The sequence below is a fragment of the Amycolatopsis sp. NPDC114503 genome (assembly GCF_055633655.1).
Genome location: NZ_JBVKDT010000001.1, coordinates 997312 through 1022305 on the forward strand (window position 1 = coordinate 997312; position 24994 = coordinate 1022305).

Annotated in this window: 22 protein-coding genes, 1 tRNA gene and 1 riboswitch; of the genes, 9 read left to right on the plus strand and 14 right to left on the minus strand. The window is 66.4% G+C overall.

Features of this window, described 5'->3' with window-relative positions; translation table 11 throughout:
* Nucleotides 1–10: 10 nt before the first annotated feature.
* The gene (locus ACZ7OI_RS04895; protein ID WP_470262852.1) at nt 11–727 is read left to right on the plus strand and encodes an alpha/beta fold hydrolase; all 717 of its coding nucleotides are present in this window, start codon (nt 11–13) and stop codon (nt 725–727) included.
* A gap of 406 nt (nt 728–1133) precedes the next feature.
* On the opposite strand, the gene ACZ7OI_RS04900 is transcribed toward ACZ7OI_RS04895, so the two are convergent.
* Entirely contained in the window at nt 1134–2150 is a 1017-nt protein-coding gene (locus ACZ7OI_RS04900) for a CapA family protein (protein ID WP_470262853.1), read from the minus strand.
* Between the two features lie 107 nt (nt 2151–2257).
* Between ACZ7OI_RS04900 and ACZ7OI_RS04905 the strand changes: the two genes are divergently transcribed.
* Nucleotides 2258–4777, plus strand: a complete 2520-nt coding sequence (locus tag ACZ7OI_RS04905; protein WP_470262854.1) for an endonuclease/exonuclease/phosphatase family protein — start codon at nt 2258–2260, stop codon at nt 4775–4777.
* Between the two features lie 53 nt (nt 4778–4830).
* Here the strand turns inward: ACZ7OI_RS04905 and ACZ7OI_RS04910 are convergent, their stop codons facing one another.
* From ACZ7OI_RS04910 to ACZ7OI_RS04950, 9 genes are all read right to left on the minus strand, one after another.
* The gene (locus tag ACZ7OI_RS04910; protein WP_470262855.1) at nt 4831–6030 is read right to left on the minus strand and encodes a DUF262 domain-containing protein; all 1200 of its coding nucleotides are present in this window, start codon (nt 6028–6030) and stop codon (nt 4831–4833) included.
* Nucleotides 6027–6734 (minus strand): hypothetical protein, encoded by a 708-nt coding sequence (locus tag ACZ7OI_RS04915; protein WP_470262856.1) that lies wholly within the window; start codon nt 6732–6734, stop codon nt 6027–6029. Before ACZ7OI_RS04915 ends, ACZ7OI_RS04910 begins: the two co-directional genes overlap by 4 nt.
* A gap of 76 nt (nt 6735–6810) precedes the next feature.
* Nucleotides 6811–7674 (minus strand): hypothetical protein, encoded by an 864-nt coding sequence (locus tag ACZ7OI_RS04920; RefSeq protein ID WP_470262857.1) that lies wholly within the window; start codon nt 7672–7674, stop codon nt 6811–6813.
* Between the two features lie 156 nt (nt 7675–7830).
* The gene (locus ACZ7OI_RS04925; protein ID WP_470262858.1) at nt 7831–8202 is read right to left on the minus strand and encodes a hypothetical protein; all 372 of its coding nucleotides are present in this window, start codon (nt 8200–8202) and stop codon (nt 7831–7833) included.
* Nucleotides 8199–10949: an FtsK/SpoIIIE domain-containing protein gene (locus ACZ7OI_RS04930; RefSeq protein WP_470262859.1), complete on the minus strand. Its 2751-nt coding sequence runs from the start codon at nt 10947–10949 to the stop codon at nt 8199–8201. The genes ACZ7OI_RS04925 and ACZ7OI_RS04930 overlap by 4 nt, the downstream gene beginning before the upstream one ends.
* A 7-nt stretch (nt 10950–10956) precedes the next feature.
* Entirely contained in the window at nt 10957–11205 is a 249-nt protein-coding gene (locus ACZ7OI_RS04935) for a hypothetical protein (RefSeq protein WP_009084637.1), read from the minus strand.
* Nucleotides 11206–11210: 5 nt separating this feature from the next.
* Nucleotides 11211–11471, minus strand: a complete 261-nt coding sequence (locus ACZ7OI_RS04940; protein WP_009084635.1) for a hypothetical protein — start codon at nt 11469–11471, stop codon at nt 11211–11213.
* Nucleotides 11472–11842: 371 nt separating this feature from the next.
* Entirely contained in the window at nt 11843–12220 is a 378-nt protein-coding gene (locus ACZ7OI_RS04945) for a nuclear transport factor 2 family protein (RefSeq protein ID WP_470262860.1), read from the minus strand.
* A gap of 42 nt (nt 12221–12262) precedes the next feature.
* Nucleotides 12263–13021: a TetR/AcrR family transcriptional regulator gene (locus ACZ7OI_RS04950; RefSeq protein ID WP_470262861.1), complete on the minus strand. Its 759-nt coding sequence runs from the start codon at nt 13019–13021 to the stop codon at nt 12263–12265.
* Nucleotides 13022–13149: 128 nt separating this feature from the next.
* Between ACZ7OI_RS04950 and ACZ7OI_RS04955 the strand changes: the two genes are divergently transcribed.
* On the plus strand, nt 13150–14592 hold the full coding sequence (locus tag ACZ7OI_RS04955; protein ID WP_470262862.1) for an MFS transporter: 1443 nt from the start codon (nt 13150–13152) through the stop codon (nt 14590–14592).
* Between the two features lie 241 nt (nt 14593–14833).
* On the opposite strand, the gene ACZ7OI_RS04960 is transcribed toward ACZ7OI_RS04955, so the two are convergent.
* A tRNA-Ser gene (locus tag ACZ7OI_RS04960) sits at nt 14834–14918 on the minus strand.
* 63 nt (nt 14919–14981) lie between these two features.
* Nucleotides 14982–15731 carry a PP2C family protein-serine/threonine phosphatase gene (locus ACZ7OI_RS04965; RefSeq protein WP_470262863.1) on the minus strand — a complete coding sequence of 250 codons (750 nt, stop codon included), beginning with the start codon at nt 15729–15731 and terminating at the stop codon, nt 14982–14984.
* A gap of 78 nt (nt 15732–15809) precedes the next feature.
* Here ACZ7OI_RS04965 and ACZ7OI_RS04970 point away from each other — a divergent pair, with 78 nt between their 5' ends.
* Nucleotides 15810–17552 carry an HsdM family class I SAM-dependent methyltransferase gene (locus ACZ7OI_RS04970; RefSeq protein WP_470262864.1) on the plus strand — a complete coding sequence of 581 codons (1743 nt, stop codon included), beginning with the start codon at nt 15810–15812 and terminating at the stop codon, nt 17550–17552.
* 17 nt (nt 17553–17569) lie between these two features.
* Nucleotides 17570–18463 carry a serine/threonine-protein kinase gene (locus ACZ7OI_RS04975; protein ID WP_470262865.1) on the plus strand — a complete coding sequence of 298 codons (894 nt, stop codon included), beginning with the start codon at nt 17570–17572 and terminating at the stop codon, nt 18461–18463.
* Here the strand turns inward: ACZ7OI_RS04975 and ACZ7OI_RS04980 are convergent.
* Together ACZ7OI_RS04980 and ACZ7OI_RS04985 are read right to left on the minus strand one after the other, a co-directional pair.
* Complete coding sequence (locus ACZ7OI_RS04980; RefSeq protein WP_470262866.1) at nt 18447–18965, minus strand: hypothetical protein; 519 nt, start codon at nt 18963–18965, stop codon at nt 18447–18449. The two genes, ACZ7OI_RS04975 and ACZ7OI_RS04980, sit on opposite strands and share 17 nt — an antisense overlap.
* Before the next feature lie 220 nt (nt 18966–19185).
* On the minus strand, nt 19186–19545 hold the full coding sequence (locus tag ACZ7OI_RS04985; protein WP_470262867.1) for a hypothetical protein: 360 nt from the start codon (nt 19543–19545) through the stop codon (nt 19186–19188).
* A 37-nt stretch (nt 19546–19582) separates the two neighbouring features.
* Here ACZ7OI_RS04985 and ACZ7OI_RS04990 point away from each other — a divergent pair, with 37 nt between their 5' ends.
* From ACZ7OI_RS04990 to ACZ7OI_RS05005, 4 genes are all read left to right on the plus strand, one after another.
* Nucleotides 19583–19855, plus strand: coding sequence for a L,D-transpeptidase family protein (locus ACZ7OI_RS04990; protein ID WP_470262868.1), 273 nt, complete (start codon nt 19583–19585; stop codon nt 19853–19855).
* A gap of 94 nt (nt 19856–19949) precedes the next feature.
* Nucleotides 19950–22922: a PQQ-dependent sugar dehydrogenase gene (locus tag ACZ7OI_RS04995; protein ID WP_470262869.1), complete on the plus strand. Its 2973-nt coding sequence runs from the start codon at nt 19950–19952 to the stop codon at nt 22920–22922.
* A 79-nt stretch (nt 22923–23001) separates the two neighbouring features.
* Nucleotides 23002–23092: riboswitch (ZMP/ZTP riboswitch) on the plus strand.
* 25 nt (nt 23093–23117) lie between these two features.
* The gene (gene folP, locus ACZ7OI_RS05000) at nt 23118–23969 is read left to right on the plus strand and encodes a dihydropteroate synthase (protein WP_470262870.1); all 852 of its coding nucleotides are present in this window, start codon (nt 23118–23120) and stop codon (nt 23967–23969) included.
* The gene (locus ACZ7OI_RS05005) at nt 23966–24940 is read left to right on the plus strand and encodes a threonine ammonia-lyase (protein WP_470262871.1); all 975 of its coding nucleotides are present in this window, start codon (nt 23966–23968) and stop codon (nt 24938–24940) included. Before folP ends, ACZ7OI_RS05005 begins: the two co-directional genes overlap by 4 nt.
* The last annotated feature ends 54 nt before the right edge of the window (nt 24941–24994 follow it).

The window sequence follows — 24994 nt, forward strand, 5'->3', positions numbered from 1 at the left end:
AGGCGGGGACATGAGCGACGCGCTGCCGGTGGTTTTCGTGCACGGCATCCGGCTGTCCGGGGCGTGCTGGGAGCAGCAGAAGCGCCTGGCACGCGGCCGAATCGCCGCGCCGGACCTGCCTGGGCACGGGACGCGGCGCGGGGAACGGTTCACTCTCGACGGCGCGGTGGACGCGGTCGCCGAGGCTATCGACGAGGTCGGCGGACGGGCGGTTCTGGTCGGGCATTCGCTCGGCGGTTACGTCGCGATCGCGACCGCCGCGCGCCATCCGGACCTGGTCGCTTCCCTGGTGGGAGCCGGATGTTCGCTCGTGCCCAGTTCGGTGCTGCGCGGTGGTTTCCGGTTCGCGCGTCGCGGCTTGGCGACGACCGCTGACGACGGGGCGTCCTTCAGCGCGTGGCTGCTCCGCCGGGTTCTTCCGGCTGAAGTCGCCGAGCCGGTGATTGCCGCGGGAATCGCGTCCGAAGTCATTCCCGCCGTGATGGAAGCGGCGGCCGGGATGGATCCGCTCGCGGATCTGGCGCGGTACCCCGGGCGGGTACTCCTGCTCAACGGCCGCCACGACCACTTCCGTCTCGGCGAACGCCGGTTTCTGGCCGCCTGCCAGGACGGAGCGCTGCAGATCGTGCCGGGCGCTGGGCATTATCTGCCGCTTACCCACGGAGCAATGTGCGCGCGGGTGGTGGACCAGTCTCGTGAGTGGCGGGACCGGTTAGAACCGGCGTAGCCACTCACGAGACCGGACGGCTGATGCTCACGAGTGGCGAGGCCAGCCGCCTTCCTCCCCCTCCCCGCGCTCCCCCGCGCGGTTAAGGCGGCGCCTCGCCACTCGCGAGGCTTCCCCGGGGCAAATCCGTGGAGCCGCGGTCGCGGGCGAAGCGGAAAGTCCCGCGCCCGCGGCTGTTTTCCTCCGGTGGTGGCACCCGCGCACTCGACGACGGTCAACCCCCACGTGACCGTGTCGCCTCCCCCGCGGGGGTGCTACCCGTGAGCCCGGGGGTGTGGTCCGAAAGTGGTCTGGGCCACATCTTCCGCGCTCATCGGTAAAGTACTCCCGCCCAGTACCGGTCGACCCCAGGCTTGAGCTGCATTTAAGGCAGATGCGCCGTCCGGGTGACGGCGGGATGGGCGGGTCAGCCGCGAAGTCCTTCGACGGTCGCGAAGCCATCACTGACCGTCACGTTCGTGCCGCGTCGCGCGGACAACTCGACAAACCGCCGCAGCGCGTCGTCCGCGTCGGCTCCCGTCAACGGTACGCATTCGTTGTCGTCGTCGCGGCGGATCGGCACTAATTCGACCCGCATCTGCTCGCCGACGACGCAGCCGGCGAGCAGGCCGTCGCGGTGCCGGTCGCGCATCGCGGGCCAGTCGAAGACGAGGTTGCCCAGGCTGTAGAGGATCGGGCGGCCGCGGTAGACCTCGACCGGTTGCACGGTGTGCGGGCCGTGTCCGACGACCAGGTCGGCGCCGGCGTCGATGATCGCGTGCGCGTAGGTCACCTGGTATTCGGTCAGTTCTTCGCCGGGGATGCCCCAATGCATCGACACCACGACGTGGTCGGCCTCGGCGCGGGCGCGGCGGATGCCGGCGAGCAGCAGTTCCAGGTCGCGGCGGACCGGCATGGTGTGCACGATCGGCGGGCGGCCGGGGACGTCCAGGACGCGCGGATCCGGTTGGTACGACGTGTAAGCGCTCGCCACGGCGACGCCAGGGGAATCCTCCGTCGCTTCCTGCCCGACGGGCCAGCACAGCGAGGTGTAGGCGAGGAACGCGATCCGGCCGCCGGGCCGTTCGAGGATCGCCGGCGCGTGCGCTTCGGCGAGGTTCGCGCCCGCGCCGCAATGCGCGATGCCGGCACGGTCCAGTACCGCGAGGCTCGCCATCGCCGCGGCCGGCGGATAAGTGACGTTGTTGGCGACCGACACGACGTCGATCTCGGCGGCGGTCAGCGCGGCGACCATCTCCGGCGGCGAGTGCCGCCAGTTCGGCTTGTGCGGGATGTCCATGCCGGTCGAGCCGGACAGCGGTCCTTCGAGATTCACGAACCGCACATCGGCGCCGGTGAGCAGCGAGGTCAACGGGTCCAGCGCCGTTTCCGGGTTCGCGCGGCCCTGCAGGTTGACGTCTCCGCCGAGTACGAGCGTGATCATTGCGTCAACCCGTCCAAAGGAGGAAATCCCTCCAGCTCGTTACGAATCGTTGCCCTTTCGTCTTCCTCTGCTTCGCTTGTTCGGGGGACGATGCCTCGACCGTTGACATGCAGAGGGGACTCAGGGTGACCATATCCCGTCGTCCCGCCGGGGGCCGCAGCGCCGGTGGGGCAAGACTGACCAGAGGCGCGGTTGCCGTCTCCGCCGCTGCTCTCGTGCTCGGCGGACTGGCCTCGCCCGCTTCGGCGGCACCGAGCGCGGACGCCCTGATCGCCGAGGTCTACGGCGGTGGCGGCAATTCCGGCGCCACGCTCACCAACGACTTCATCGAGCTGGCCAACCACGGCGGCGCGCCGGTCGCGCTCGACGGTTACAGCGTCCAGTACCTGCCTGGTTCGGCGAGTGCGTCGAGCAAGTGGCAGGTCACGCCGCTCGCCGGGTCCGTCGCGCCAAAGGGCCGCTACCTCGTCGCGGAGGGGAAGGGCAACGGCGGCACGGTCGCGCTGCCGACGCCCGACGCGACCGGAGCCATCGCGATGTCCGCGACCGCGGGGACGGTCGCGCTCGTGTCCGACAGCGCGCCGCTGACCTGCAAGACCGCTGCCGATTGCGCGGCCGACAGCCGGGTCAAGGATCTCGTCGGCTTCGGCGATGCCGTTGTCCGCGAAGGAGATCCGGCCGCCGCGCCGTCCAACACGACCTCGGTCGCGCGCGCGGCGACGCTCGCTGATACCGACAACAACAGCGCGGACTTCGCTGTCGGCGATCCGACGCCCACCAACACCAAGGGCGAGACCACCGGCACCCAGCCCGGCGAACCGGGTGTACCGGCGAAGATCCACGACATCCAGGGCACCACGAGGATTTCGCCGTTCAAGGACAAGCAGGTCGAGGACGTCACCGGCATCGTCACCGCGGTGCGGAGCTTCGGCTCGGCGCGCGGGTTCTGGATCACCGACCCGCATCCGGACAGCGACCCGCGCACCAGCGAGGGCCTGTTCGTGTTCACCGGATCGACCACCCCGGCGGTGGCGGTCGGCGACGCGATCACCGCGCAGGGCAAGATCAAGGAGTACTACCCGGACGCGCCCGCGACCTCGAACTACCAGTCGCTCACCGAGCTGACCAGTGCACAGTGGACAGTCGACTCTTCGGGCAATCCGCTGCCTGCCCCGACCGTGCTGACGCCGGACCAGGTGCCGGATGTGCTGGCCCCCAACGCGGGCGGCAACATCGAACCGCTGCCGCTCGAGCCGTCGAAGTACGCGCTGGACTTCTGGGAATCGCACGAAAGCGAGATCGTCCAGGTTTCTGACGCGCGGGTGGTGGGCCCGAGCAACAAGTACGGCGAGCTGTACGTGACCACGAAGCCGCAGCAAAACCCGACGCCGCGCGGCGGGACGGTTTACCTTGGGTACGACAAGATCAACACCGGGGTGCTGAAGGTTCAGTCGATCATTCCGTCCTCGCAGCAGACGGCTCCGAAGGTCAACACTGGCGACGTGCTCACCGGCGTCACCTCCGGCCCGGTGGAGTACAGCAACTTCGGCGGGTACACGCTTTTCGCGTCGAAGCTGGGTGCGGCGAAGGACAACAAGCTGCAGCGGGAAACCACGCGCAAGCAGCGCCCGGGCGAGCTTTCGGTGGCGACGTACAACGTGGAGAACCTCGCACCGTCCGATTCGGACACCAAGTACGCGCAGCTCGCACACGGCATCGTCGACAACCTCGCGACGCCGGATGTCGTTACCCTGGAGGAAATCCAGGACAACAGCGGTGCGACCGACGACGGCACGGTCGATGCGGGCGATACGCTGAAGAAGTTCACCGACGCGATCGTCGCCGCCGGTGGCCCGCAGTATCAGTGGCGGCAGATCAACCCGGTGAACGACGAGGACGGCGGACAGCCGGGCGGCAACATCCGCGTCGGCTTCCTGTTCAATCCGGCGCGGGTGTCCTTTGTGGATCGTCCAGGTGGCAGCCCGACTTCGTCGGTGGGTGTGGTTTCCGACCACGGCAAGGCACACCTGACGCAGTCGCCGGGCCGGGTCGACCCGGGTAACGAGGCGTGGGAGGACAGCCGCAAGCCGCTGGCCGGCGAGTTCGTGTTCCGCGGCCGGACGGTTTTCGTACTGGCCAACCACTTCAACTCAAAGGGCGGCGACCAGCCGACGCACGGCCGCTACCAGCCGCCGACGCGCAGCTCCGAGGTGCAGCGGCAGAAGCAGGCGACGGTCCTGCAGGGGTTTGTGTCGCAGCTGCTTGGCGCGGACCCGCGAGCGAACGTCGTGGTGGCCGGTGATTTGAACGACTACCAGTTCTCGCCCGCGCTGGCGAAGCTGACGTCGGGTGGGTTGGTGAAGGACCTGATCGCGACGCTGCCTCCGGCTGAGCGGTACAGCTATGTGTTCGAGGGGCAGTCGCAGGTGCTGGACCACATCCTGGCTTCTGCCGCTCCGCGCGGTGTGGATTACGACGTGGTGCATGTGAATGCCGAGTTCGCGGATCAGGCGAGCGACCATGACCCGCAGGTGGTGCGGTTCAGGCCTTCGGCGGGGAATCCGTTCGCGGACTTCGCCAATGACGTGCTGGACCAGCTGGACCGGTTGCTTCACCGGACGGCGTAGCTGATATTGCCGCGAGGGGTTTCCTCGGAAGTCGGGGAAACCCCTCGCTGTTTCTAGTTCAACTCAGCGCCAGGTGCGGCACGAACTGCTGGTGCCTCAGGGATATCTGCTGAGGACAACAACAGCTCAGTTGTTGGTAGCGAGCGCAGAGGGTCTCGTCCTCGCTGCGGTGAAGGTTCGAAGGACATTTTTGTTCCGCGTAGGTATGCGTCGATCGCGATCATTCTTGTTCGACGACTTCCTAGGTCGCTGGAATTGCGGACACTTCGCGCGTAAGCAACTGCACTCTGGTCTATTTCCGACGTTCGTGACAGATTCAAGTCGCCCAGGGAAACCAGCCCGTTGACTGTATCGGAAAAATCCTGCAATCGAGTGGACACTAACGCGCGCTCGTCCCGGTCGAACGGTAGTTCTTCCCGCCTCCCGGCGAGCGCTAAGAAAAGTGAGTAAAAGTCAACCTTCCGATTCCATCGCATCTTCCCTGGCCAGGTAAGCAGATGCTCTAGCTCTCCTAGTACTGTGGAGAATATTCCTTCTATCAGGGTTCGGTCTGGGAACTCCTCTTCAAAGGATGCGTAGTAACCGTCTAAGGCCGACTTCTTATTTTGGGGTCCGAAGAGCGCTCCGATCGTCAGCTCGCTGACGAATTCTACGTCATTCATCCGACGGATATCATTGCTGCTGAATAGTCCTGAGTTGACCCAGAATTCCTTCTTGCTGAGCTCTTCCATGCAAGTAATGAAGTCGCCCCAGTAGGTGGCATGGCGTAGCTCTTGTCGGTTGAGTGCAATGTTATTCCGGTTGATTCTGCCGAATATTTCTCTAATCTTTTCATTAGTCAGGTCCGGCAGTGCTCTAACCACGAACTTGTACTCGAATATCCGCTGCCGATACTCGCCGGAGAGTTGATCGAATCTGAAGCCGTTCAGGTGCTCGGATTCTTCGCCGAGCGGAAATTTATTAGAGATGAACTCGAGGCAGGAGCGGATTCGCTGCTGACCGTCGACGACGACATGAGTTTCCTCGCCATTGCTATTCACGTTGGTTTGAAGATAAATCTCAGGAACAGGGTAACCGCGAATTATGGAATCGATAAGGTAGGCTTTTTGCTGCTCTCGCCACACCAGATTCCTTTGAAATGGAGGGCGCATGTCGAGTTCCTCGCTATTGAGGCGCTGCCAGAACCAGGAAACGGTGTGATGAGCCACTTCAAGGAAACGTTGTGGAGATTGATTAAAATAGTAATCGGTCATGAGTCGTTCCCCACAATTCTAGTGCTGGCGAAATGTTCCCTGAGGCGTCTCGTGTTGTTGACGTGGTAGGTTCGCAATGAATCGATATCTCGGTATATGCGACAGCTAACTTCTCTACCGTTAACGGGGTTTCGGCTCGATGCGTGCGCAAGACCAGTGGTCCAGGTGTTCCCGAAAGAAATGAATTGTAGTACTTTGTCTGTCGCTATGGCTCCGTCGAAGATTAGGCTTTCGCGATGCCGTCTCAGATACTCGGACACCGGTATGCTTGGGTGGAGCCGGTCGGCCGGCCCGAGTGCTCTGAGCTCTCGCCACGCCGTGTCAAAATGGTGCGTGCTGATGACGGCGACATCAATGTCGGAGTCGTCGTGAAACGCAGAGAGATTCTTCTGCGGAGAGAGGCTGTAGCCCAATGCTGAGCTGCCGACGAGAATGATATTAAGCGGATCGACGTTGAGGTCGCCTGCTAATGCAACCTTCCATTCTATGTATCCGGTCCTATCGGGGAAGAGCCACGGAACTCGGTCTAGCAGATGGTGGTTGACGAATACTTCTGGCAGAAGCGTTTCTATGGCAGTCTGCACTTCCTCAGCATTGGTAGGGTGCTGACGGAGCGTGCGGTCGAGGTTGGTTTTCAGAGAGGGAATCGATGACTGTCCTGCTGAATCGGATGCAAGTACACCTATCCCTTTGTCAGTCTGCATGGCACATCCTCAATAAGGGTAACCGAATGCGGCGGACTGTCCGCGTTGCGGTTTCCTCGGACAGTCCGCACCTGACTCAGTGTGGTTTCGGAAAGGTGTTTGCATCCCAGGGTTGGTTTGCTGGCGGAACGCGAACCAGCTTGATTTCTTGCTTAGTCCGCCACTTATTCCAGTTTTGGATGACCAAGCCGATCACGATGTTACGCTTTACTCGTCGGTACTTATCACTACGCACCCGAAGGAGTTGGTTCCGCAGTAGCAACGAGGCATCTTTCGGATAATCCGCGACGCCGTTGATGAGGCAGCTCATGTAGCAGAGCGCATCTTCCCGATCAACTCGAGTAAAAAGCCACAAAAGAAACGAAAAATGATTCCGAGCCATTACTGCATTAATCAGCGTTGGGTCAAATGTTCTGACTAGGTCTGGCAAGGCGACAACGTCGGGATTCTCTAGAAGGTAAGCGTGGGCTTCGTCTGCATCGATTTGCCGCAGGGCTTGATGGGAGATCCAGCCATTCTCATTCCATTCGAAAATGAGTCGCATGATCATGCCCAGTGGCCCGCTATTCGGGTGCAAATATGCGACTCGCAGTTGGTCGCCTAGCGACCTGTTGCGTCCAGTGTCGATCGTGGCTATGGCCTGACGCGGCACATTGCGCGCGACATAGGTCTCGATTGTCATTCCGGAGAGGGCAATCGCGGCCAGCCTATGCTGGCCGTCGATGAGACCGCCTTCCTCGTCGAACTTCACGGTTTCTCCATTGAGGAGAAAACGGTTCTGCTCTATCAACCCCGCGTAGCGCTTCACGCGTTTGGGAGAAATTGTCCGGTTGGTGGGCCTGTCATCCAGCCAGGCCTGAGCCATGGCGGGGGTGACCTGGATAATTTCGGCTCGCTGCCGTGAGCCCCCTCCTGGGGCCCCTTCTGTCTCTTGTGTCACAGGGGGAGTATGCCCGAGCGTTGCGACGAAGCGACGGCCGATGGATCAGTACGGAGAGTTATAATTGCAGGTGAGAGCCACGAAGACGGTTGCGGTTGTGACTGTGCCGTTGTTGCGAAGGTCAATTTTCACTCGTCTAGGTGGATACTTCACCCGTCAGCGTTTCGCGCGCCAGCCAAGCCCCAGCACCGCCTGGACCAGTTCCTGATAACTCGGTTTAACCTCTTCCAAATACCGATCCAAATACTGCGGCCGAGCCGTAGTCACCGGCTGCGGATCATCCAGCGCCTCTACGAAATTCAGCCGCGAAACGTTGTGCAGCGCCATCTTCCACCACCGGCTCGCGCGCTCACGCGTTTTTTCTTCCTGATCCTGCGCAGCAGCAACCGCCGCATGTGCGTCTGACAGCTGGCGCTCGATTTCATCCGCTCGCGCCAGTTCCCACGCGCGCAGGCTGTCCGCCGAGCCTCGGGCCAGGCCGACGATCTCCTTGTACCTCATAGCGGGGCTGGTGGTTCCCTCGGTCACGGCGTACCTCCCGCGGTCGGCTCGGTTTCTGGGCGCTGGAACGGAATGATGACTTCCGGCGCCCCGTGCGTGGTGCGGTCGAAGAACAATGCCCGGCCCGGACGCGGCGACCAGTGCACGACCTGACCCGCTGCGAACGGCGACAAATCATTGCCCTGGACATCCAAAGCGGCCCACGTCCCGATGTCGTCCGTGCCACCGAAGCCGAGGGTGTCCTTGAGGCGCGCGGTGCTGCGCCACCAGCCGATGGTGTGCACGCCGTGCGCGGGGCCGTTTTTCAGCAGTGTGCGCAGATGGTCGAGGCCGCTCTTCAGCTGTCCGACGGCCTTTGCCTCCAAAGAAGGCAACGCAGCGTCCACGCCGTACAGCAGCAGGATGCGAGGCGTCGTCGTGGAGAGGGATTCGACGATCGATTCCAGTTCGATGGAAAGGTCTTCGGTGAGCGTCGCGAGGTGGCCTTCGGCTTCCAATCGGCTCTTCAAGTCCAAGACCGCGGGGGAGCTGGCCACAATGGGACAATGGAGCAGGAATTCGACCTGCCCGAGTTCCAATTGCCGCGAGAGCGAGCGCGCGGCGGAGTCCATAATGGACAGAGCCTCCGCGGTCGACCCTCCTAGTACCGCGATGTTCCGGCCGGGCACCCGGGGCAACTCGACACCGCAAGCAGCCTCGGTGACGTCGATCGACTGACCCAGGATCGCCCGCGGCTGGGGACTCGGCTTGAGCTCCACGAAGGCCGGGAACTGTTCCAGCACCGGCGAATGCGCGCCGTCGAACAGGCGTGGCCGGGAGAATCGGCCGGCGTAGAGTTCCCACAGTTTTTGCTGCAGGTTCACGAAAACGTTGCGAGTGCTCGCATCCGGCACATGCGCGAGCTGGTTTCCGTGTGCGACACCGGAATCGTGGTTGATTACCGCGTGCCACTTCGGTGCGGATACCGCCGCGTTGTTCGTCTCCGCGAGCACGCGGCGCGCCTTCGGCATGGCGATGCGCAGCGTGCACTGTTCAAACACCGCGGGCTTGCCCCAGAAGGCTTCGATGCCTGCGACGTCTTGGCTGGCCAGGACCAGGTGAATGCCCTGCGAACGACCGCGTCGGGCGATGTCTTCGAGCAACTGCGTGGCTTGCGCGGTGACCTGGTCGCGTCCGGCGAAGAGGTACTGGAATTCGTCGATCACCGCAACGATCCGCGGCCAGTGTCCGCTCGGATCCTGTTCGCGCAGGTCAGCCAGGTTGGTGACCTCGTGCTCCTTCGCCGCGGCGGAGCGGCGACGCAATTCGTCGGCCAGGAAACGCAGCAGCGCCAACCCGAATTCGCGGTCGGTGTTGACGTTGACGCCGACCAGTTTCGCGTGCGGCAGCCAGCTGGAGTCCTTGCGGCCGGGTGCGAGACCGGCGAACGAAACGCCTTCCTTGAAGTCCAGCAGGTACAACGCCAGCTCGTCGGGCGTGTAGCGCGCGGCGAGGCTTCCCAGCAGCGCGTACAGGAAGTTCGTTTTCCCCGAACCGCTCGGGCCGCCGATGAGCGCGTGCGGGCTCGCGTCGCCGATCACCACTTCGACGGCTTCGCCTTCGTGGAACCCGATTGGCGCGCGCAGTTCCCGCGCGGAACTCTCCTGGCCGATCTCGGCTGGCATCAGGTCGGCGAACGACCTAGGGCCGCCCTGTTTCGAGATCAGCGCTTCGGCGATGCGGTTCGCCGCGCGGATGACCTGCCCGGACGGCATCGGCGGATCCAGGTCCACGACCAGGTCGCTGCCGGTCATGCTGCTGACCGCGCGGCGTTCGTCCAGCAGGCTGAGCGTTTCGATCGACGCGCTCACCGCGGTGGGCACGTCCACCAGGATCAGGCAGATCCCGGCCGCGAGCGCGCCGCTGGCCACGCGTTTGAGATCGCGCGCGCGTTCCGCGTCGAGGGTTTCGCCGTTGCCGTACAGCACCGCGATCCGGTACGGCTCCAAGCGCTGGTTGGTGGCTTTTCGCAGTTCCCGCAACGAGGTGTGGCCCGCCTGCATGCCGGTGGCGTGGATCCGGCGGATGTGCCCGGCGAGTTCGTCGAGCAGATCCTCCAGCCGCGTCGGGTCGTAGAGCGACAGCGCGCTCGTGCGGCTGAGCGGGTACAGGTCGGGCAGGATCGCGGTGAGCTGCCCGACGTCCCACAGATGGATTTTCACCGCGCCGGGCTCGAACGCCGACAGCACGCGCATCAGCAGGCCCTGCACGATTCCGTCCACCACCGGCCGGGTTTTCGGCGCGGACGTGATGGCCAGATGCGATTCGTCCAGCAGCGGCACGGCGACGTCGAACGTGCGCGCGATGTCGCGTCCGGCCGAGGTGGCCGAACCGACCCGCCACAGCCCCGGCGCGGCGACGCCGGGATTCGTGCCGACGCGGCCGAGCCATTCGCTCGGCGGTCGCCCGGCCGGGCCCGGCGCGTGCGCGGCGACGAGGTCGCGCAACTCGCCGGGACCGGCGCTCCAGTCGGTGTAGAAGGCGGTGCGGGTGCCGCCGAGCGCGGCGAACACCTCGTGCGCCGCCGGATGCCGCGCCCATTCCGTCTGCTGGGCCGGATCGGCGTGGTCCATGCCGACCCGGACGATCTCCTGTTCCAGCGTCAGCCGCGCCACCTCGGCCTCGGCCATTTCGCGCGCGCCGACCGCGGCCCCGAGCACGAGCCCGATCTGGTGCCGGACCCGGTCGAGAGCGGTTTGCACACGGTTGCGTTGCTCGGCTGCCTTGCTGGCCATCTCATCCCTACAGGCGTGACTGGTATCCGCCCACCAAATCGTCGGCGGCGGCTAAACGGGTGAGGAGGTGTTCGAGCGCCTCGTCGGCCTGCGCAAGTTGGCCCGGCAGCCACGGATCTGCCTTGGCCTGCGCGTCGACGAGTGCGCGCCGGGCGTCGCCGAGCAGAGTCCTCGCCCGCTCGGCGTGCGCCCGTCCGTCGCCGACCCCCGCTCGCGCGGCGGTGAGCAACTGGTGGATTTCGGCGAGCCCCGACATCGGCGTTAAAGCCGCGCCGAGTAGGAATCGGCCGACGAGATGCCGGCCTGGATGGTGCTCTGCATTCCGGTGATCCCTTGCAGCGCTTCGGCGAGCAGGCCGTGCGCCTGGTTCACCTCGTGCTGGCTGCTGCCCTGGGTGGCTTGGGACAGCGACAGCTGTGCTTCTTCGAGTGCCTGCGCTGCCTGCTGCAGCGCGGCGATGCTCGCGGACGCCTTCTCGTTCGCGAGCGCGATACCAGCGCGGATCTCTTCCACTCCGGCCATGGGGGCGGGCTCCTCGGTGCGTCATGGGCTGAAACGACCACATACAAACTTAGCGTGATCAGGTGTCTTCGGTAAGTAAGTGGGAACGGGAGAATCGACAAAGCCCCGGACGCGGTCAGCGGTCCGGGGCCGGTCGGGCGTCGGCTTCTCGGGTTCGCACGCGGGGCCCGAAACCCGCGTTTCAGCCTTCTGACCTGCGGGTTCTCGGTGTGCGTGCGACGGCCAACGCCCAGGTCAAAACGGTATTCGTGACACCGGGAAACCTCTCCGGACGGCTGCGATGAAGTCTGCGGCGAAGCCTAGCGGGTAGGACCGTTCGGCCGATCCCAGCCCCTGCCCCGGTTGCGGACAGCGACGGCCCGCCCCCTGGTTCAGCGAGCCCCGGCCGGATTCGGGTCGTCGCCGAGGTAAGTGCCGTAGCCCTCGACGACGAGCGGGCCGTCGAAGACCAGGACCTCGTTGACCAGCCCGCCCTTCTGGTTGCGGTAGTTGATGACGAGCGCGCCGAGTCCGGCGTAGACGCCGACGACCCCGAAGCGGAGATCGGGAATCCGGCGCAGCCCTTCGGCCCAGTACGCGCGCAGCGCCGCTTTGCCTCGAATCACGCCGTCGCCGCCGAGCACCTGGATCGCGACCGGGGACCGGAAGGTCACGTCGTCGGCGAAGTGGGTCATCAGTGCGTCGAGATCGTGGGCGTTCCAGGCCTTTGCCCAGTGGTCGGCGAACTCTTGAGCTGCGCTGTGGTTCATGAACGAATTCTGCCAGCGTCCGAGGGGTGGGACGGTGTGTCGTCAGATCGCTCCGTGGCGCGCTAGATCGGCCGCGATCCCGTCCAGGACACCGGAAAGCCCGGACGCGAACAGTTCGTCGAGATTCCACGGATCGGCCATGGATCGCATCGCGCTGCCGAGTCGCGGGTACGCGGCGAAGCTCGGGTTGTGCGTCGGCGCGCCGCGGCGTTCGGCCTCTACGTCGCTGACATAGGTGAGCGCTACGCCTTGGACGTACGAGGCGAACAGGAACATGTACCGGAATGCGTCCGCCGGGTCGAGGTCGAGACCGTCGAAGGAGGCGATGGCGTGCTCGCTGTCCGCCGAAAGGGCGGGGCTGTCGTGGGTTCGGGTCGTCACCAGCACTTTCGCCAGGATCCACGGGTGCCGGTGGTAGAGGTCCCAGTCGCGGTAGGCGGCGCGCTCCAGCCCGTCGCGCCAGTCGCGCGGCGGGGTTTCCGGCAGCGGGATCTCGGTGAGCGCCGCTTCGACCATCAACGCCACCAGATCGTCTTTGGACGCGACATGTCGGTAAAGCGCCATAGTCCCCGCGCCGAGTTCGGCTGCCACCCGGCGCATCGACAACGCTTCGAGCCCCTCGGCGTCCGCGACCGCGATTCCCGCCCGCACGACCCGGTCGACGGTCAGATGGCCGCGGTCCTCATCGGACTCCGCTTTGCGCGCCCGGTACGCCTTCGCCTGGCAGGCTCGCGAGCAGTACTGCCGCGGCCGGCCTCGATCCGGCGCGGCGAGCGGCTTTCCGCAGGACCCGCACTTCACTCGAGGCACCCCTTTTCGTCACACTCCATCGAACCGTGCGGAAAGTCTAGCCTGGCGAGAACCGGCAGGACAAACGCGGTGGATAAAAGGTTTTGAGTATCGGCGGCGAGCATGCGTACTTTGTACGCATGCTCGAAGAAACAACCCCCGCGAAAGCCGGTCCACGGGAATGGATCGGGCTGGCCGTCCTGCTGCTGCCGTGCGTGCTGGCGTCGATGGACATGTCGGTGATGTTCGTTGCCATGCCGTCGCTGACCGCAGATCTGGAGCCGAGCGGATCGCAGCTGCTGTGGATCATGGACTCGTACGGTTTCCTGCTGGCCGGACTGCTCATCACGATGGGCACGCTCGGCGACCGGATCGGCCGCCGCCGTCTGCTGCTCGCCGGTGCGGCGGCGTTCGGCGGTGCGTCGATCCTCGCCGCTTTCGCCGCCACGCCGACCATGCTCATCGTCGCCCGGATGCTGCTCGGCATCGCCGGTGCGACGCTCGCACCGTCCACACTCGCCTTGATCCGCAACATGTTCCACGACACTCGGCAGCGCGCGACCGCGGTCGGCCTGTGGACGGCGGGGTTCGCCGGCGGTGCCGTCCTGGGTCCGATCATCGGCGGCCTGTTGCTCCAGCACTTCAGCTGGGGCTCGGTGTTCCTGATCAACGTGCCGGTGATGGTTCTCCTGCTGGCACTCGGCCCGTTAGTCCTGCCGGAACACCGAACGCCCGCGACGGGACGGTTCGACCTGCTCGGCGCGGTGCTGTCAATCGTGTCCGTGCTGGGAATCGTTTACGGCATCAAGCAGATCGCCGCGCACGGGTTCGGCTGGCTGGCGGTCGCGAGCTGCGTTGCTGGTCTCGCAGTCGGCGTGGCTTTCGTACGCCGCCAGCGCACCTCCGCGCACCCGCTGATCGACCTCGCGCTGGTGCGTTCGCGCGCGTTCGCGGTGCCGTTGCTGATCGACCTGCTGGCGACGTTCGCGTTGGTCGGGTTCAACCTGTTCACCTGGCAGTACCTGCAGGTCGTGCTGGGAATGAGCCCGCTGGAGTCGGCGCTGTGGTCGTTGCCGACGTTCGCCGTGATGCCGGTCGGAATCGCGATCGCCGCGACGCTGGCCGCCCGGATCGGCAAACCGCGAGTGATGGCGATCGGCCTGCTGGTGGCCGCGGCGGGGTTCGGACTGCTGACGCTGCCGCCGCCCGGAGTCGGGTATTTCATCGCCGCGCTCACGGTCGTGTCGCTCGGGATTGCCGGAGTCGCGGCGGTGGTAACGGACGTGATCCTGTCCGCCGCGCCCCCGGAGCGAGCCGGAATGGCGTCGGCGATGGCGGAGACGTCAGCGGAGTTCGGCGGGGCGATGGGAATCGCACTGCTGGGAAGCATCGGCGCGGCCGTGTACCGCTCGGCGATGCCGTCGGATGCCGGGAAAACCTTGGAGGCCGCGGCAAAGCTCCCGCCCGGAGATGCGTTGCGCGAAGCGGCGTTCGCGGCTTTCAGCATGGAAACCCGAGTAGCGGCGGCGGTGTGCGCGGTGCTGACGCTCGGTGCGGCGGTGGTGATCGTTCGCGTTCGGTGAAACGACGGTCCCGATCGCATTTCGTGATGTTGCGGCGGAGGATAGGCGCGTCAATGACGAGGTCAGCGCGCCGCATGGCGATCGATGAACCCAGCTGGCCCGGCTGACATGCCAAGTGTCGTAACGACCATTGCGACGGTGCACTGCCCTCAGGGGGCCTGACTGGGGTCAACTGAGACTAAGACGAGAAACGCCGGTCGCCCAACCTCGGGGCGACCGGCGTTTCCGCTGGTTACTGCAGCGGAGGATACAGGATTCGAACCTGCGAGGGCGTGAACCCAACACGCTTTCCAAGCGTGCGCCTTAGGCCGCTCGGCCAATCCTCCGTGGGGAAGAATACCGGATGGCCCTCCGGCCTTCCGCAGGTGGTCCGACCTGCGCGAACCGGTTCAGGCCGGGACGACGTCGGCGACCACGATGGTGATGTTGTCCGGGCCGCCGCCCTCGTTGGCCAAAGCGATGAGGCGCGGGACGATTTCCTCGGGGGTGCCGTCGGAGAGGACGTCCTGGATGGCCGGTTCGCTGGCGCCGGCGGTGAGGCCGTCGGAGCAGAGCAGGTAGCGGTCGCCGGCTTGCGGGGTGAACTCCCAGACGTCCGGTTCGGCCGAGCCGGTGCTCAGGAGTGCCTTCATCAGCATCGAGCCGCGCGGGTGGTGGTCGGCGTCGGCGGCGCTGATGGTGCCGTCTTCGACCAGGGCCTGTGCCAGGGTGTGGTCGCGCGTGATGCGCTGCAGTTCGCCGTCGCGCAGGAGGTAGCCGCGCGAGTCGCCGACGTGGGCCGCGGCGAAGTGGGTGCCGTCGAACAGCAGGGTGGTGAGGGTGGTGCCCATGCCGTGGGTGGCGGGGGTTTCCTCGGCCACCCGGGCGAGCTGTCCGGCGATCCGGTGGACGCCGTCGGAGAGCAGGTTCGACAGGTTCTGCGCGGTGAGGTCGAGCGTGCGCAGCTCCGCGTCGAGCGAGGCCAGCACGCTGACCGCGGTCGAGCTGGCCACTTCGCCGTGCGGCTGGCCGCCGATACCGTCGGCCACCACGAGCATCCGCCCGCTGGCGTACACGGAGTCCTCGTTGTTGGGGCGTCGTCGCCCTTGGTCAGAGCCCGCGGAGTAGCGCAGGGTGAACCGGGTCTGCTCGGTGGCCATGTCCCCCATAAAACCATTGGTTGACTGAGTTAACAAGCAAAACGATGGAAACCGCTGTCGTCGGCTATCGTGCTCGTCATGGCAGACGACGCGGCGGTGAGTGCGGCCGACATCGCGCGCCTGGCGGGCGTGCGCCGGGCGGCGGTGAGCAACTGGCGGCGGCGCCACGACGATTTTCCCAAACCGGTAGGCGGCACGGCGTCCAGCCCGTTGTTTTCGCTGCCGGAGGTGCAGGCGTGGCTGCGCGGGCGTGGTCGTCCGTTCGAACTCGCGCCGATCGACGAGGCGTGGCAACGGCTGCGTGCGCTCGGCGACGACCTCGACCTCGGCGCGCGGCTGGCGGCGGTCGGCGATTACCTCGCGGACGATGCTGAGGGGCCGGACGATCCGGAGTTGCTGGCGCTGATCTCCCAGCTCGCCTCGAGCGAAGGCGCGGCGGAGACGTTCGAACAGCTCTGCGACCGTTTCTTCGAGGCTCACGCCCGCCGGCTCTCCACGACGCCGACCGCGTACGCCGACCTGATGGTGCGGCTGACCGGCGCGAAGGGGGCCACGGTGCTCGACCCGGCCTGCGGGTTCGGGTCGCTGCTGCTGGCCGCCGCGGCGACCCGGGCGCGGGGGCAGGACGTCGACCCGGACACCGCGCGGATCGCCGGTATCCGGTTGCGGCTGCACGGCGCGGACACCGAGGTGCACGCCTCGGACGCGTTGCGCGCGGACGCTTTCGCCGATCGGCTGGCCGACGTCGTGCTGTGCGATCCGCCGTTCAACGAGCGCGGCTGGGGGCACGAGGAACTCGTCGGCGACGCGCGCTGGGAGTACGGCTTGCCGCCGCGCGGCGAGTCGGAGCTGGCGTGGGTGCAGCACTGCCTGGCGCACGTGAAGCCTGGCGGCGCGGTGGCGGTGTTGATGCCGGGGGCGGCGGCCGGGCGGCGGAGCGGGAAGCGCATCCGGGCGAATCTGCTTCGTGCTGGCGCGTTGCGCGCGGTGTGCACGCTCGCGGCCGGCACCGATCTTTGGCTGCTCACGCGCCCGGAGCCGGAGCAGCGCGCGCCGGCGACCGTGCTGATCGCCGACACCACCGCGGAGGATGTCGAGCAGGTGTGGCTGGACTTTTTGGCCGATCCGGACACCGGCGAACGCATCATCGACGTACTCGACGACGACGTCGACCTCACGCCGTCGGGTCGCCCCGGCGAGAGTGATTCGGGCGAGGCTTTCCTTGCCGCGCAACAGCTTTTCGGACAGATCGGGATAGAACTGCCCAAGCTGGAACCGGCTTCCGGCGAACCGGTGTACACCACCGTCGGCGAGCTGGTGAAGGCGGGTGCGCTGCGAATCACGCATGCGCCGCCGCGCGCCGCCGACGGCGACGAACCCGTGCTGACCACCGACGACGTCCTCCTCGGCGGACGGCCGACCGGGCATGCCACGCCCGATCCGGCTGCGGTTTTCGCCGAGGAAGGCGATGTGGTCGCGTCGGTCACCGGTGCCGTGATAGTCCACAGTGGAGCGCCGGTGCGGCTGGGGCCCGCGCTTTCCCGTTATCGCGTGGATCCGGAGCTGCTCGACGCGCAGTTCCTCGCCGGATGCCTGCGCGCCGCGGACTTCCCGGTGCACAGCGCGTCGACCCGGATCGACGCGCGGCGGCTGAAGGTGCCGCGGCATCCGCTCGAAACGCAGCGTGCGTACGGCGTCGCGTTCCGCGCGCTCGCGGACTTCGACCGGGCGCTGCGGCAAACCGCGGAAATCGGCCGCGACCTGGTGCGGCTAGGCTTTGCCGCACTCGCCGAAGGACGGCTGAAGCCCGGTGGCGGGTGAGCGCTGTGAGGGGGCCCATGCTGATCGCGGACCGCTACGAGGTCGACGATCTGCCGCTCGGGCGGGGCGGCATGGGTTCGGTGCACCGCGGGCTCGACCGGCGGCTTGGCCGGCACGTCGCGATCAAGCTGCTGCGGCTGCCCGGTGGCGACGAAGAGTTGGAGGAACGCTTCGCCCGCGAAGCGCGGATCCTCGCCACGCTCGACCATCCCGGCGCGCCTACGCTGTACGACTTCGGCGCGCATGACGACCGGCTGTTCCAGGTCATGCAGTTCGTCGAAGGCGTGACGCTGGACGATCTGATCGCCGAGCACGGTCCGCTGCCGGTGTCGTGGGCGGCGGCGATCGCGGCGCAAGCGGCGGCGGTGCTGTCGGCGGCGCACGCTCGCGCGGTCTGTCACCGTGACCTCAAGCCAGCCAACCTGATGCTCTGTCCGGACGGCAGTGTGAAGGTGATGGACTTCGGGCTCGCTGTGTTGCGCGAAGCCGACACTGCTCGCTTCACGCGCGCGGGACAGCTGCTGGGTACGCCGTCGTACATGGCCCCGGAGCAGATCCAGCGTGGACACGCGGAGCCGCGAAGCGACCTGTACGCGCTTGGTTGCGTACTGCACGAGATGCTGACTGGGCGTCCGGTCTTCACCGGGCCTACGGCGTACGCCGTGTTCGACAAGCAGGTGAAGGAAACAGCGCCAGTCGTTCCCGGCGTACCGCGGGAGTTGAACGCGCTTCTCGCTGCGACGCTCGCGAAAGATCCTTCAGTGCGACCGTCTGGGGCGGAAGTGCTGTACGCGCATCTCGTGCCTTTCGCGCGGGACTTGCCACCGTTGCCGGGATTCCTGCACCCGGCAACGGTGCTGAGCCCTTCGCGGATGTACGCGCGCATGGTGGGGCTTAGCGGCGAGCGTTGATGCTCGTCGGCGTCTGCTCCGAGAGCGGCAGACCGAGCTTCTGGATGCGGTGGTAGGTGTAGGCGTTCTGTACGCCGATGCTGATGCCGATGGTGAGCATGATCGTCGAAGATGTCACGGTGTTGCTGACGCCGAGCGCGGCTCCGACGAAAGAGAAGCCGACGCGTACGCCGATGGTGGCGAACCACAGCACCAGCGTGAGCGGAGTGCCCTTCACGAACGTCGTGCCTTCGCGGGCGCTGAGGACCGAAGTGGAGCTACGCAGGACGCCCAGCAGGCCAAGAACTATGGCGTCGCCAGCCAGCAGCGTGTATTCCATCGTGGTTGCGCTTTGCAACGCGGTGGCGGAGGAGAACACGCCGATCGCGGTCAGGATGAACGGCAGCGTCAGCAAACGCTTGCGGCTGAGCAGCGTGCCGCGCCACTGCCGGTAGACGACCCGGTAGAGGACGAGTGCCGCGATCGCGACGTAGAGAACGATGGTGAGCGGGCCGAGGTTCACGGTGCTCCTTCGGAGGGGGTCGGCTTCGCCCGGCCGGCGGCGGGTGCCGGGAGGCTGCCCGGCGTCCTTCCAGCCTCGCCGGGATCGGTGCGGCTTTCGTCGGCGTACGGGCTGGCGCCGGGTGGATCCGCGGCTCAACCCGGGGGTGGAGACGCCGGATCGTGACCATTGCCGAGCAACCACGTGGGGGTGATGGTCGTCTATTCGGGTGATACGGGTCCTACCGAATGTGACCCGACCGAATGCGGGGGTACCGGATCGTGAAAAGGCTTCTGGTGGGGATGGCGGCGCTGGCCGCGGCCTTCGGGCTCGTGGCGTGCTCCGGCGGCACGGCCGGGTCGGCTTCCGGCGGCGGGGCCGTTCCCGTCGCGGCGAGCGTGCCCGTCTCGTCTTCCAGCGCGCCGACCAGCAGTTCTGCCCCGGCGACCAGCAGCAGCCCGGCCAGCACCAGCGCGACTCCGACGCCGAAGCCGACTCCGAAGCCCGCGCCCAAGCCGAAGGCCGACCCGGAGCCGAGCACCGCCGACGTCCCGTGCGCGGCGGCCGCCGCGGCTTCCGGCACCAGCGCCTGCGTCGACATTTCCGGGCACCAAGCCTGGCTGCTGCAGGACGGCAAGGTGATTTACGGCCCCGTCTCGATGCTGCCCGGGCGCAAGGGGCACGAGACCCCGACCGGCACGTTCCACGTGATGGGCAAGGAAAAGCTGCACCTGAGCAAGGAGTTCGACAACGCCCCGATGGCGAACTCGGTCTTCTTCTACCCGGGCGACGCGTTCCACACCGGCAGCCTGAGGGTGTACTCGCACGGCTGCATCCACCTGTCGGGGGCGTCGTCGCTGCGCTTCTTCAACACCCTGCACGTCGGCGACGTGGTCCAGGTCGTGCCCTGACCCACAGTGTCACGGTCGAATAAATATCACCCGTTAGAGGCAACTTCATCCCCCTTCTGAGCGATTACCGAAACGCTCAGAAAGGGGGCCTTGGATGGCCTGGCGCAAGCTCCGTTCCCTGCTCGTGGCCGCACTCGCGGTCGTTGCGGTTCCCCTCGCGGTCGCCCCGGCGGCAGCTGCCGACACTCCGGCGCTGCCGCCGGGTTTCGTCTTGCGGGACCTGCCCACCGGGCTCGGACAGTACGAGTTCACCGACTTCGCCTGGCTGCCCGACGACAGCGTGCTGGCACTGGGCAAGTCCGGTGTCGTCAACTGGGTCCCGGCCGCGGGCGGCGGCGCGCCGCAGCGGATCGCGACCTTCCCGGTCGAGACGCAGGGCGACATGGGCCTCACGAGCATCGCGCTCGCGCCGGACTACGCCGCCTCGCACCAGATCTACCTGAACCGCTCGGTGTCGCTGGGCAACGGCCAGTACACGCTGCGCGCCGCCAAGTTCACCGTGCAGCTCGACGGCGATGGGCATCCGTCCGGGCTGACCGGCGAGCAGGTGATTTTCGACCTGCCCGGCAGCCCGTATTACATCCACGGCCTCGACACGGTTTACCCCGCGCCGGACGGCACGCTCTGGTACTCCGTCGGCGACAACGGCGACGCGGGCAAGACCAACCCGATCGCCTTCGCCGCGCAGGACCTCGATTCGCCGTTCGGCAAGATCCTGCACCTCACCGCGGACGGCAAGGGTGTGCCGAGCAACCCGTACTACACCGCTTCCGCGCCGGATTCCGCGCGCAGCAAGGTGTTCGCGAGTGGCTTCCGCAATCCGTTCCGGTTCAGCCTCGACCCGAAGAGCGGGCTGCCGGTGGTCGGCGACGTCGGCTGGTACACCTGGGAAGAGCTGGATGTCGTGCAGCCGGGCGCGAATCTCGCTTGGCCTTGTTATGAGGGGAACCATCCCACGCCGGGGTATTCGACTGACGCGCGTTGTGCGTCGATGGTGAACACCCCGCCGTTGTGGGACTACCAGCACGGGACGGATCCTTCGCAGGGCAACAGCGTCACCGGCGGGATTGTGTACGGGGGCACCACTTATCCCGCTGCTTACCAGGGTGCGTACTTCTTCGGCGACTACGCGGGGCAGAAGATCTGGACTCTGCGCTATGACGCTCAGGGCAAGCTCACGCAGGCGCCTACGAGTCCGCCGCCGTTCCAGAATGTCGGTGGGGTTACCCGGATTTCCGCCGCGCCTAACGGGGACATCGTCTTCAGCGACCTGAACTCTGGCGTGCTCCGGCGGTTGAGCTACTCGACGAACAACGCTCCGCCGGTGGCCAAGGCGACGTCTTCGACGGATCCGGCTACTCGTACGGTTTCCTTTGATGCCAGCGGTTCTACTGATGCTGACGGTGATCCGCTCACGTATGCCTGGGACTTCGGCGACGGCAGCAGCGGCACTGGGGTTCAGGCCAGTCATCAGTACGGCGATGGTGCTTCGTTTGCCGCGACGTTGACTGTGTCGGATCCGCTTGGCGGTGTCGGAACGGCGAAGATTGCTGTCGCGCCGGGCAATCACTCGCCGGTGCTGACTTTGTCCGCGCCGGATAAGGACTTTGCCGTCGGCGAGCCGGTTTCGTTGTCTGCCACGGCCACGGATGTCGAGGATGGCGCGCTTCCGATTACGTGGACGTCGTTGATTCGGCACTGTCCGGATCTTGGGGCTTGCCACGTGCATCCCGGTGACGGTGCGACGGGGCCGACGTTGACGGTTCCGTTTACTGATCACACCGACTCTCGGATGGAATTCACTGCGACTGTTACCGATAGTGCGGGAGTGCAGGCCAGTAAGACCTATGTCGCTTACCCGCGCCAACATCGGTTGACGTTGGCGGGTACGCAGCCCGCCGCGTTGAGCATCCCGAGCGAGGGTGGCGTCAGCAGTGCGATGGTCACTGAGGGCGCGACGTTTGACGTGACTGCGGCGTTGGTCGGCACTGACGGGGTTTCCAAGTTCACCGGTTGGCAGGGCGGCCCGGCTACCTCCTCGTGGTCGATCACCGTTGGCACCGGCGATATGACGCTGACTGCCAACTACGTGACGGCGATCGACCAGCGGTATGCGGCTGAGCCCGGGCTGCGGAGTTTGCTCGGTGCGCCAACGGGTTCTGAGGTGGTGGACGGTCCGGTGCGGTATCGGGTTTATGCGAATGGGCGGTTGTACTGGTCCGCGGCTGCCGGGGTGCACGAGATCGGCGGGCAGATCCTGGACCGGTATCTCGCGATCGGCGGGCATCAGGTGTACGGGCCGCCGGTGACCGATGAGACTCGGACTCCGGACGGGGTGGGCCGGTACAACCATCTGATCGGTACGCCGGGCAGCCAGGCCGCGTCCATTTACTGGACTCAGTCCACGGGGGCGCATTCGGTGCAGGGGCAGATCCGGGCCAAGTGGGCTGCTCTCGGCTGGGAGCGCGGAGTCGGGTATCCGACCACCGACGAATCCGGGACTCCCGATGGAGTCGGACGGTACAACCACTTCACCGGCGGATCGGTTTATTGGACGCCGACCGGTGGTGCGCATCAGATCGGCGGGGCTATCCGGGACAAGTGGGCTTCGCTGGGTTGGGAGCGCGGGCTCGGCTACCCGACTACGGACGAGTCCGGCACGCCGGACGGAGTGGGGCGGTACAACCACTTCACTCTCGGCAGTTCGATTTACTGGACGCCGTCTGCCGGTGCGCATCAGATCGGCGGGGCTATTCGGGAGAAGTGGGCCTCGCTGGGATGGGAGCGAGGGATGGGGTATCCGACCACCGATGAAACCGGTACGCCTAACGGGGTTGCGCGGTACAACCATTTCACTGGCGGCGGTTCGGTTTACTGGAGCGCGGGCACTGGGGCACACATGGTGCAGGGCGAGATTCGCAAGCGGTGGGCCGCGCTCGGGTGGGAGAACGGGTATTTGAAGTTGCCTACCTCGGACGAGTACCCGATCAGCGGGGGTGCCCGCAGTGATTTCCAGGGCGGCTACATTATTTACCGGAATGGGGCCGCGACGGATTATCGCTGGTGAATCGTTTGAGCGGCGGCCGTCGGGGCACCATCTCCCGACGGCCGCCGGTAGCTCCGCGATCGCATTTCTTGCTACTCTGTCGCTAGGCCGTGACTGGCGTGTGAAGATGGATCACCATCGGGGAGCGGCCTCGTCCACGTGACGTCGTGCCGTACGCCTGGGCTCTTAGGGGATCGAGATCCGGGAGACACGGCGATGGTTCACCATCTGGCTTTTTCGGGAGAGTCCTGGCACCGGCCCCGGCTGGTGGGAATTGTCAACGTCAGCGCGGACTCGTTTTCCGACGGCGGCAGATTCCTGGCGCCGGCGAACGCGCTCGCGCAGGCTCGCCGATTGCTGGCGGCGGGCGCGGACGTCGTCGAACTCGGCCCCGCGGCGAGTCATCCGGGTGCCGAGCCGGTGACCGCCGAGGAGGAGGTACGGCGGCTGGAGTTGGTCCTTGACCCTTTGGTCGCCGACGGCATCCCCGTGTCGGTCGACTCGTTCCAGCCCCGGACCCAGCTGTTCGCCGCCGCGCGCGGCGCCGCGTTTCTCAACGACATCCAGGGATTTCCGGAACCTGAACGGTATGCGGAGCTGGCCGGTACCGGATGCCGCCTCGTTGTCATGCACTCGGTGCAGCGGCGGGGACCCGCGACCAAGGTGCGCACCGATCCGCGGACGGTGCTGACGGCGCTGGAGCAGTTCTTCGACCAGCGGCTGGCCGCGCTCCAGGCAGCGGGGATCGACCGCGAGCGGCTGATCATCGATCCAGGGCTCGGATACTTTCTCGGCGCCACGCCGGAACCGTCGCTGGCGGTCCTGGCCGCGCTCCGCGCGATCAGGAGCCGATTCGGTGTCCCGATCATGGTCTCGCCGTCCCGGAAGTCGTTTCTCCGCGCGATCACCGGACGTGAGCTGGCGGAGATCGGACCGGCCAGCCTGGCCGCGGAACTGTACGCCGCCAGCCACCGCGTCGATTTCATCCGGACTCACGACGTCGCCGCGCTTCGGGACGCACTCACCGTCCTCGCGGCTTTGGACCAGTACGCAGGAGCCAGCCGATGACGCGCCTCGACACCGCTCGGATCAAAGCTGCTCGCGAGCGGATCGACCCTGCTTTCCTCGACACTCCGCTGTATCGCTGCGAGGCGCTGGAGCGCGATCTCGGATGCATGGTGAGCATCAAGCTCGAAACGGCGAACCCGGTCCGCAGCTTCAAGGCGCGTGGCACCGAAGTGATCGCTAGTGCGCTCGCCGGCAACCGTGCCCCCGCTGCCGTGTGCGCGAGTGCGGGAAACCTTGGCCAAGCACTGGCTTGGTCCGGTCGTGGCCGTGGGCTCGACGTCACCGTGGTGGCCTCCCGCTTCGCGCCCGCGGCCAAGCTTGAGCGCATCCATGCGCTGGACGCCAGGCTGGAACTGGTGGACGGCGACATCGAGACGGCGCGCGAACGAGCGGCGGCCATCGCGCGGCACGACGGCATCCGGCTGGTCGAAGACAGCCTGGACCTCGAGACCTGCGAGGGCGCGGCAACCATCGGCCTCGAACTGGCGGACGCCGGGCCCGCGTTCGACACCGTGCTGATCGCTCTGGGCGGAGGGGCGCTGGCCACCGGGGTGGGACACGTGCTCAAGGAGCGCGCGCCCGAGGTCGAGGTGATCTGCGTCCAGCCGCTGGGCGCACCGGCGATGACGCGCTCCTGGCACCAGCGGCGCGTCGTCTCGACCGACTCGACCGACACCATCGCCGACGGCGTCGCCGGCCGGTTTCCCATTCCGGACGTCCTGAACGACCTCCTTCTCGTCGCCGACGACGCCGTCCTGGTCCAGGAGGCGTCGATCATCGCCGGCATGCGGCTGCTGTTCGATCGCGCCGGACTTGTCGTCGAACCCTCGGCCGCGCTCGGCGTCGCGGCGATTCTCGAAAACCGCGACCGCTTCGCCGGACGGCACGTGGTCACCGTCGTCTGCGGGAGCAACGTCGATGCGGCTGCCTACTGCCGCTGGATCGGTGCGGATTCCGGGCACCAGCCTTGAGGGAAGCTGGGCGCGGAAGGAGCCGGTGGTGGCAGCATTCCGCGAAAGTACTGC

What these genes read in the sequence shown, in the direction of transcription:
- ACZ7OI_RS04975 (WP_470262865.1), top strand. Translation starts at nt 17,570, where the DNA reads ATGCTGATCGCGGACCGCTACGAGGTCGACGATCTGCCGCTCGGGCGG.
- ACZ7OI_RS04895 (WP_470262852.1), top strand. Translation starts at nt 11, where the DNA reads ATGAGCGACGCGCTGCCGGTGGTTTTCGTGCACGGCATCCGGCTGTCC.
- ACZ7OI_RS04910 (WP_470262855.1), bottom strand. Translation starts at nt 6,030, where the DNA reads ATGACCGATTACTATTTTAATCAATCTCCACAACGTTTCCTTGAAGTG.
- ACZ7OI_RS04965 (WP_470262863.1), bottom strand. Translation starts at nt 15,731, where the DNA reads ATGGCCACCGAGCAGACCCGGTTCACCCTGCGCTACTCCGCGGGCTCT.
- ACZ7OI_RS04945 (WP_470262860.1), bottom strand. Translation starts at nt 12,220, where the DNA reads ATGAACCACAGCGCAGCTCAAGAGTTCGCCGACCACTGGGCAAAGGCC.
- ACZ7OI_RS04970 (WP_470262864.1), top strand. Translation starts at nt 15,810, where the DNA reads ATGGCAGACGACGCGGCGGTGAGTGCGGCCGACATCGCGCGCCTGGCG.
- ACZ7OI_RS04905 (WP_470262854.1), top strand. Translation starts at nt 2,258, where the DNA reads ATGCAGAGGGGACTCAGGGTGACCATATCCCGTCGTCCCGCCGGGGGC.
- ACZ7OI_RS04900 (WP_470262853.1), bottom strand. Translation starts at nt 2,150, where the DNA reads ATGATCACGCTCGTACTCGGCGGAGACGTCAACCTGCAGGGCCGCGCG.
- ACZ7OI_RS04935 (WP_009084637.1), bottom strand. Translation starts at nt 11,205, where the DNA reads ATGTCGGGGCTCGCCGAAATCCACCAGTTGCTCACCGCCGCGCGAGCG.
- ACZ7OI_RS04940 (WP_009084635.1), bottom strand. Translation starts at nt 11,471, where the DNA reads ATGGCCGGAGTGGAAGAGATCCGCGCTGGTATCGCGCTCGCGAACGAG.
- ACZ7OI_RS05005 (WP_470262871.1), top strand. Translation starts at nt 23,966, where the DNA reads ATGACGCGCCTCGACACCGCTCGGATCAAAGCTGCTCGCGAGCGGATC.
- folP (WP_470262870.1), top strand. Translation starts at nt 23,118, where the DNA reads ATGGTTCACCATCTGGCTTTTTCGGGAGAGTCCTGGCACCGGCCCCGG.
- ACZ7OI_RS04930 (WP_470262859.1), bottom strand. Translation starts at nt 10,949, where the DNA reads ATGGCCAGCAAGGCAGCCGAGCAACGCAACCGTGTGCAAACCGCTCTC.
- ACZ7OI_RS04985 (WP_470262867.1), bottom strand. Translation starts at nt 19,545, where the DNA reads ATGTCGACGCAGGCGCTGGTGCCGGAAGCCGCGGCGGCCGCCGCGCAC.
- ACZ7OI_RS04915 (WP_470262856.1), bottom strand. Translation starts at nt 6,734, where the DNA reads ATGCAGACTGACAAAGGGATAGGTGTACTTGCATCCGATTCAGCAGGA.
- ACZ7OI_RS04955 (WP_470262862.1), top strand. Translation starts at nt 13,150, where the DNA reads ATGCTCGAAGAAACAACCCCCGCGAAAGCCGGTCCACGGGAATGGATC.
- ACZ7OI_RS04995 (WP_470262869.1), top strand. Translation starts at nt 19,950, where the DNA reads ATGGCCTGGCGCAAGCTCCGTTCCCTGCTCGTGGCCGCACTCGCGGTC.